Source organism: Levilactobacillus bambusae (assembly GCF_003124125.1).
Classification (GTDB): Bacteria; Bacillota; Bacilli; order Lactobacillales; family Lactobacillaceae; genus Levilactobacillus; species Levilactobacillus bambusae.
Genome location: NZ_QCXQ01000002.1, coordinates 149,595 through 157,077, shown reverse-complemented (window position 1 = coordinate 157,077; position 7,483 = coordinate 149,595). Strand labels below are relative to the sequence as shown.

Sequence of the window (7,483 nt, the reverse complement as noted above, 5' to 3'; positions counted from 1 at the left end):
AGCAGTAGCAGTAGCAGTAGCTCTGAACCAGAAATAACTGATAGTTCTGATAGACAAACGTTGCCTGCTGCGAACACCAAACCAAGCGAATCTATGAATAGTCAGGAAACGCTAGTTATTAAGAACCGGTTGGATTCACAACTGCCTAGTTCTAAACCCATGGAAAAGCAATCAAATCAGACTACAAAAATTCCCACAAAAAAGCAGACAAGTTTACCTGAAACGGGTGAAACCAATCAAAGGTTTGTGCTAACTAGTTTAGGTTTAGTACTAGGACTTAGCCTCCTATTAGGGTGGTTGCGACAAAAAAGAAATAAATTAGGCTAAGTGAAGCAAAATCAATTTCAAAGAACTCCCAAAGTTTATTTTAGTTTTGGGAGTTTTTTTTGTGGGCACTAAATTAGAAATAATTAATGGTAATAACGTTTCGAGTCCATGAATGAATTAATTATTAATTTGGATTAGAGTTTAAGCCCTTAAAAGTTTCTGCAAAGATTTATTTAATGCGCTATTAAAGGTGTTTGATGAATAAACATACTAATTATTAATCTTTTTATTGTTAATATATGTATGCAATTACATTTTTATGCTAATATAAAAATTAGAGTAAGTTAAGGAGGAGTAAACGAATAACTTCAAAATAATTAGTAAGTTTCGTCGACATGGGTTACATAGGATTACTGGAACAATCGGTAATTTTAGTTTATAGACATAAGGAGATAGGTACGTGAAAAAACGGATTATTTTTTTAACTGCTATTTTAGGAGTAATTATGCTCTCTGCCTGTGGTAAAACAGATTCGACACATGAAAGAGCCAATCAATCAACTAGTTCTTCTAGTAGTTCAGTAGCCACGGAAGCCCCCGTAACCCCATCAACTTCATCTGAACAATCGGATGAGAATTCGAAAAATACGGGCACAACAAAAATGGATTTAAACCAAATTCAAGATGGGGACTATTCCAGTTTACAGGGAAAATGGAAACTGGAAGCCGCTGAAGCTCAGAGTAAGGATACAACAAATTCAACGCCTAATGATTTTAAGGTGACTAAGAATGAAATTACCAATGGAACCATTACTCTCAGCGATGCGGGGATAAAGTATAACGGTAACACGGAAGATGTCACTTATAATCAGGTATCAAGTACGGCAGGGAACGGATTCGGATTAGAGATAAAAACTGATGATCAAAACTCTAACCAGGTCTGTTCAGTCGAATTTTACCCAATTGGAACAACAGGTGGGTATACTTTAGATGGAGAAAAAGTCAATTCTAAAAATACAATTGTTATTTCGTCAAACTATAATTCACTGACTGAAGTATACGTTGAAGAGGAGACGAATGAAACAACAGTAAATGCATCTTGGAACGCAGCGAAAGATCAGCAATTAACTCAGTTTATGAGTCAATGGGGTCAGACAATGGATCAAGATTATGACAAATATGATGGTCGTCAGGAGCTAAAAACATCAACTGGTACAGAGTATCCAAGTGGATTAACTAAGGTCACCGTGCAAGGTCAGCAAGCTTCCATCGGATGGAGTGAGAACGGTGTGGGAAAGTATGATTATAACGTTGTTGCCATTTATAACCATGACGGAACAAAGCCACCACTGCCTAACCATATTACTTACTTTTTTGCATTCCATAATGGGCAACCGATCATTTTAGTCGATCAAAGTCGGGATGGTACACCAGATTTGGGAACGACGCAAAATGCTAAGTTAAAAGCTGGTTTTAACAGTATTGCTAAAAGCTAAGTCGGATCTATGGGGCATGTAATCTCAATTGGAGTTGTTAATAGTCAAAATATCTAATAAGGGAGTTTATGAAACTATATTGGCACCCTGTATTGTGACAATAATCCTGATTGGGGAGCTTCCAAAAGAGTTGACCGGGTCTTTTACCAATACCAGTAATAGTTTTTGGCAAGAAAACAAATACTATTTAAGTAGCAAATGACAAAGTGATATTAAGAATAAAACATACTGTGTATGATGTCGATTTCCCCACTAAATGAGTTATTAACGTGCCTAAATTAGATATTGTTCATGGACACCCGTGGAAATAAATTTCAAAAAACTACCAAAATTCATTTTAATTTTGGTAGTTTTTTTGTGTGTTATAAATGAAAAATTATTGGAGATGGATATCAAATGAAAGAAAAAATACAAACTAATTTAAAATTATTACAGGATTTAAAATTTCTAATTTACCAATTTTCCGACTACCGGGTTGATTTTTATGACTTTGGAATCTTAACGTTTCAGGTTCGTGGAACAACTATTAATTTAGACCAGATTTTAAGCCAACAAAAAAGCCATACAATTGAGGAAATTGCATGGTTAATCGTTAAAACTTATCAATTATAGGGTGACTAGCCTTAAGAGCAGTTCAGCGACTTCATGTCTTTGGGCTGGTTCAAGGTCAGTTAAGTAGTTAATTAAGTCTAAGACAGCCGGGTCTTGTAAATCGGGGAGAAGAAAGAAATCTTCAATGGTTAAATTCAGAGCCACTGCGATATCATTTAGTTTTTGAATTTTAATGTTATCTAACCGTCCTCGTTCAATTAAGGAAATCAGACTAGTTGATGACTTTGATTGTTCGGCCAGCTCTTCAATTGTCATATTCAGCGTCTTTCTACGCTGACGAATTAGTTTTCCAATTTCAACAAGATCTAGCATTAAAAGCCCTCCATAAGTCTATTTAATGCCATGTTAAATGAATTTTTTGAATGCTAACAGATTAATAAATACGTGTTTTATTAATAAAACATGTATGCAGTTATATGTTTATGGTAGAATATATGTTGTAATGGAGCATTTAAGGTAAATAAAGGAGGAATTAACGCATGACTTCAAGGATAACTAGAAAACAATATCAATATTTTTTACATACGAGTAAAAAGAATAGAATTAAAAAGAATCTTGCAGTAACTGGGACTGCAGTACTGGGATTAGGCATAGCGGTAACGTTAGCTAACCCAAATACTGCTGAGGCGGCAACAGTCAAAAATGATGCGACTAAAAAATCACAAACGGTTCAATCTAATGACCAGAAGTTAGATGATGACATTAATCAAGCCCAAGATGACGTTAATCATGCTCAAGACAATGCTGACCAAACGCAAAATGCGGCCGACAATGCTCATGACACGGCTGACAATTCTCAAGATAAGGCTGATGACGCGCAAAATAACGCCGATAATGCCCAAGACGCCTTAAACGACGCGAAGAACGACGAACAAGATGCCCAAAACGTGGCCGATAATGCCACGGATGATAATATTAACGATGCTCAAGGTGCGGTCGATGACCAACAGAATCAAAATGATCAATTAGGCCAAGACGTGGAAGACAACCAAGACAACGTCAACCATGCCCAAGATAACGTTGATGATGCCCAAAACAACGTTAACGATGCTCAGCATGAAGCTGATCAGTCTGATAACGCCGTTAATGATGCGCAAAACAACGTCGATCAGGCCCAAAATAACGTTGATAATGGCAGTGCCCAAGCCGATCAGAATTTGAGCAATGCGCAAAATGATCTAAATAACGCTAAAAACAAAGAACAACAGGCCCAGCACGATGCTGATCAATCGGATCAAAAGGTATCGGATGCGCAAAACAACGTCGATAATGCCCAAAAGGGTGTTAACGATGCCAATCAGGCCCAAAATAACGCGCAACAAAATGCAGACAATGCCAACAAGGCGCAAAACGATGCGCAAAACGCATTGGATCACGCTTATAGTCAACCGCATGAAAATCAAAACCAGATTCATATGAGTCAAGACTACATTGACGCTTTAAATGCTTATGCTAAGGCCAGCCCTAGCGATTCGAACTACCAACAAATTTTGGATAACCTGTTAAAGGCAACTCAAAATGAATGGAAGCAAAATGGTGGTTATATCTCCGACAGTCATGACCAAACGGTTAAGATTAACAGTCAAGCTGATTTGAACAAGTACATGGATGAATTAAATCAATATGCCCAACAATTGATTAATGGTGTCCGCGATCAGTTTGGCACTTCGGATGTCATCTTATCAGATGGTTCTAAGCAAGTGGGTCAAGATATGGGTGATGCTTATACTAATAATAATTGGGATATTCAAAACGGGCATGATAATACAACCAATAAGAATGTTGCACAGTCCAATGGATTGAGTCAATTAAGTGACCAAGATCTTGATTTAGTGATCAACAAGGTTATTCAAGATGGAAACTGGGGTCTTACGCTTGATGATTTCAAGAAGGCTGTCTATAACGCTATGATTAACTTGTTATTTAATGGCGAAGAATGGGATCATGCTACTAGTTTAGCCGGCAATCGTTTAGGCGCTAAAGACCAAGATGTTTACTTTGGTTTAGGGTTTAGTGAATTCCACCCAACAGGTGACACGTATCAAGGTGCCCCTCTTCAAAAGGGTCAAACCATTTTCAATGCCCTATTTAACTTCATGTATGATTATACGATTCAAGATTCATCGAAATTCGATTCCAATCCCATCAAGTCCAATGTCATTAGCCAAGATGAAATTAAGCAATTGGAAAATGATTTAGCCGCTAAGAAAACGGCCGCTAACGAGGCTAATGCTGCCTTAGCTGCGGCTAAGAGCAACACGGCGAAGGCTAACGATACGTTAACTAAGGCTAAGCAAGCCTTAACAAATGCTAAGACGGCCCAAACCAAGGCTCACACTGCGTTAACGAACGCTCAAAATGCCGTTAAATCTGCTACAGCTGCCGTTGAAGCGGCGCAAAAGGCGGCTAATGATGCGCATGCATCCATGGCTGATAGACAACAGGCCTTAGCGGATGCTAAAGTAGCTTTGAAAGCAGCTCAAGCAACTCAGGCCCAAAAACATGCCGCTTTAGATAACGCGAAAGCTAAATTAGCCACCGCTAAGCAAGCACTTAATGATGCCAAGACCCAATTGACTCAGGCAGAACAAGCGTTAAAAGATGGTCAACAAGCCTTGCGTGATAAGCAAGCGCATTTAGATGAATTAAAGAATGCCGACGCTAATTTAGCCAAGGCTAAGCAAGCTGTGGCCGATGCCCAACAAGCCTATGACGATGCCTTACGCGATGCTAAGGCGGCTCAAAACGTGGCCAATGGCGATGATGCTACCTATCAGATTTTGCAACAGTTAGCGGATAACGCAAAGAAGGCCCTAGCCGATGCCCAAGCTAAGTTAGATCAATTAGAACATCAAAAAGATATTAATGATGCAATTGACAATGCTGTTAGCGGTCAAGAATCCGCTACTGATACTGATGCTAGTTCAAATTATGATGACAACAGTAGTGCGTCAATAATTAGTAGCGATAATAAGGTGAATGGATCTAACGCTGTTTATCCTTTAGCGGAAATACCGGGGACAAAAGTCAATGGAACCGCTAGCGTTGATTTAAGTCATTCTCAAGTCGATAAGGATGTTACAGTACGTCAATTGCCTCAAACGGGTGAGAAACAGGGTTCATATCTTACCATGATGGGGATGGTTCTTATGAGTCTATTAGCTCTATTTGGTTTAGCTGATAAAAAATATCGTAAGTGGATGTAGAAAGCTAGCTAAAGCTAGGAAACAAAAGTAATTACAGTTTAAAAAAATAAGTTCGGTCCGGTTACCAGTCACTTATGATTTCAGTGTCGGATTGAAATTTGGTTTTTATAGTTAATAATGAGTTTTAAGAATTAGGATTATCGGTAAAGAATTAAACGGAATGAGGAGAATATTAATGACAAAAGATGAACTTTTGAATTACCTACTTGAAAAGCGAAGCGACACAGCGGGGGTGGCCAAAGCTAAGCAAACCTTGGCTACGGATCAAAGTAAATTAGCGAAGGGTAAGCAAAAGTTCCATAAAACGATTATTGCCAGTCTAATTATGGCAGTTTTGTTTATGTTCACGGATGAAAAGGGTGTAATGATGTTCTTTGCGGTTATAGCCGTTGCCTTCATCGGATTGAAGCTCGTTTTGTACATTATGCCTGCGAATGAAGCTATTCAAAAGGATCAGGCAGATTTGCAAACCGAATTGGATAATCCCATTTATCAAGCTGGTGCTAAAGGATTTCCAGAGAAATTCTATAATTATTCGGATGCCTTTCGCCTATGGAAATTAATCAGTGAAAATCGTGCAGGGGATCTTCAGTCCGCATTTAATCTTCTTGAAACGCAGCACTTCCAAGAAGATCAAATGTCCATTCAGGAAGAAATTAAAGGACTCCAAGAAGATATCGCAGAAAATGCACGAAAGACGGCTGCCAATTCTCGAACGGCTGCAGTTTCATCAACCATTGGGGCAATCAATTCATTTCGTAAATAGGTAAGACATTAGTCAGCATGAGCAGCTTATAAGTAGAACGTTATTTATAAGCTGTTTTGTAATGGAGGAAAACATAATGATGAAGAAAAGTGCTTTTATAGTAGGACTACTATCCCTTCTCCTACTGTCAGCCTGTGGCAATCATAATGATCAGAAGGCCACGGTATCAAGCCAAAAGACGAGTTCTAAAGCATCAGTCGTTTCTTCTAATCGTAGCCAAGTAAGTCAACAGGAATCTTCTAGTGCAGCTGCATCTTCGGTGCAATCAAATGAGAGCTCTAATGCTTCCACTAAAATGAACTTAGAGGAAATCAAAGCAGGCAACTACTCTAGTTTGCAAGGCCATTGGCGACTCAAGCAGGCGGTTGCCCAGCACAAAGATATCACTGATTCATCTGAGAGTTCATTAACCATTTCTCAGAATCGGTTAACCACCAGTCAACTAACATTAGATGCGAACGGCTTAAAGGATTCTGATGGAACTCACGCTGTGACAAAACGGATGGAAAATGGCGCGCTGGAAGAGTCACTTGCTGATGCTGCTCATGTTGCGATTAATTGGTCCGTCACATTTTATCCGGCTGGGACAACGGGTGAGTATGCCGATGCCGAGCACACTAACTCGGAAAATACAATTGTGATCTGGACTAGCAATATGTCTTCAACCGATGTCTTTGTGGAAGATAATGGCTCAGATAAGGAATCAACAACCCATGATCCGTCATGGAACGACCAAAAAGATCAAGAACTAGCGGCCTGCATGGAACAATTTGGTCACACGATGGATCAAAGTTACGAACGATATACCGGGGACCATGAATTAAAAACTTACGTTGGGGAAACGTACCCGGCTGCGCTAAAGAGTACGGTAGTCGACGGTCAAAAGGGTCAAATTGGTTGGAGTCCCACAGGAAAAGGTTCGTATGCCTATAATGTCGTGGCCGTTTACAATCACAATCCCGTACCCAAGAGTCAAATCGGCCGAATTACTTACGCCTTTGCATTTCACAATGGGCAACCCGTTGTGCTAGTCGATCAGAGTACGAATGGGGATCCAACGATGCAAGTCACCAAGAACGATAAATTAAAAACGGCGTTTGCAAACATTGCGGACAACCGTTAAACTGGAAACGAGGA

The 7,483-nt window shown here is 39.4% G+C and carries 7 protein-coding genes; 6 read left to right on the top strand and 1 reads right to left on the bottom strand.

The window, feature by feature from the left end:
• From DCM90_RS10080 to DCM90_RS03545, 3 genes are all read left to right on the top strand, one after another.
• Positions 1 to 327, top strand: a 327-nt coding sequence (locus tag DCM90_RS10080) for an LPXTG cell wall anchor domain-containing protein (protein ID WP_225365955.1), incomplete at its 5' end; no start/stop codon positions are given.
• A 400-nt stretch (positions 328 to 727) separates the two neighbouring features.
• Positions 728 to 1,762: a DUF4767 domain-containing protein gene (locus DCM90_RS03550; protein WP_225365954.1), complete on the top strand. Its 1,035-nt coding sequence runs from the start codon at positions 728 to 730 to the stop codon at positions 1,760 to 1,762.
• Positions 1,763 to 2,158: 396 nt separating this feature from the next.
• Positions 2,159 to 2,374 (top strand): hypothetical protein, encoded by a 216-nt coding sequence (locus DCM90_RS03545; RefSeq protein ID WP_109249972.1) that lies wholly within the window; start codon positions 2,159 to 2,161, stop codon positions 2,372 to 2,374.
• On the opposite strand, the gene DCM90_RS03540 is transcribed toward DCM90_RS03545, so the two are convergent.
• Positions 2,369 to 2,686 carry a helix-turn-helix domain-containing protein gene (locus DCM90_RS03540; RefSeq protein WP_109249971.1) on the bottom strand — a complete coding sequence of 106 codons (318 nt, stop codon included), beginning with the start codon at positions 2,684 to 2,686 and terminating at the stop codon, positions 2,369 to 2,371. The genes DCM90_RS03545 and DCM90_RS03540 overlap by 6 nt on opposite strands.
• Before the next feature lie 167 nt (positions 2,687 to 2,853).
• Between DCM90_RS03540 and DCM90_RS03535 the strand changes: the two genes are divergently transcribed.
• The 3 genes from DCM90_RS03535 (at position 2,854) to DCM90_RS10075 (ending at position 7,469) form a co-directional block, all read left to right on the top strand.
• Positions 2,854 to 5,580 (top strand): SEC10/PgrA surface exclusion domain-containing protein, encoded by a 2,727-nt coding sequence (locus DCM90_RS03535; RefSeq protein ID WP_109249970.1) that lies wholly within the window; start codon positions 2,854 to 2,856, stop codon positions 5,578 to 5,580.
• 175 nt (positions 5,581 to 5,755) lie between these two features.
• On the top strand, positions 5,756 to 6,346 hold the full coding sequence (locus tag DCM90_RS03530) for a hypothetical protein (protein WP_109249969.1): 591 nt from the start codon (positions 5,756 to 5,758) through the stop codon (positions 6,344 to 6,346).
• A gap of 76 nt (positions 6,347 to 6,422) precedes the next feature.
• Positions 6,423 to 7,469, top strand: a complete 1,047-nt coding sequence (locus DCM90_RS10075; RefSeq protein WP_225365953.1) for a DUF4767 domain-containing protein — start codon at positions 6,423 to 6,425, stop codon at positions 7,467 to 7,469.
• The last annotated feature ends 14 nt before the right edge of the window (positions 7,470 to 7,483 follow it).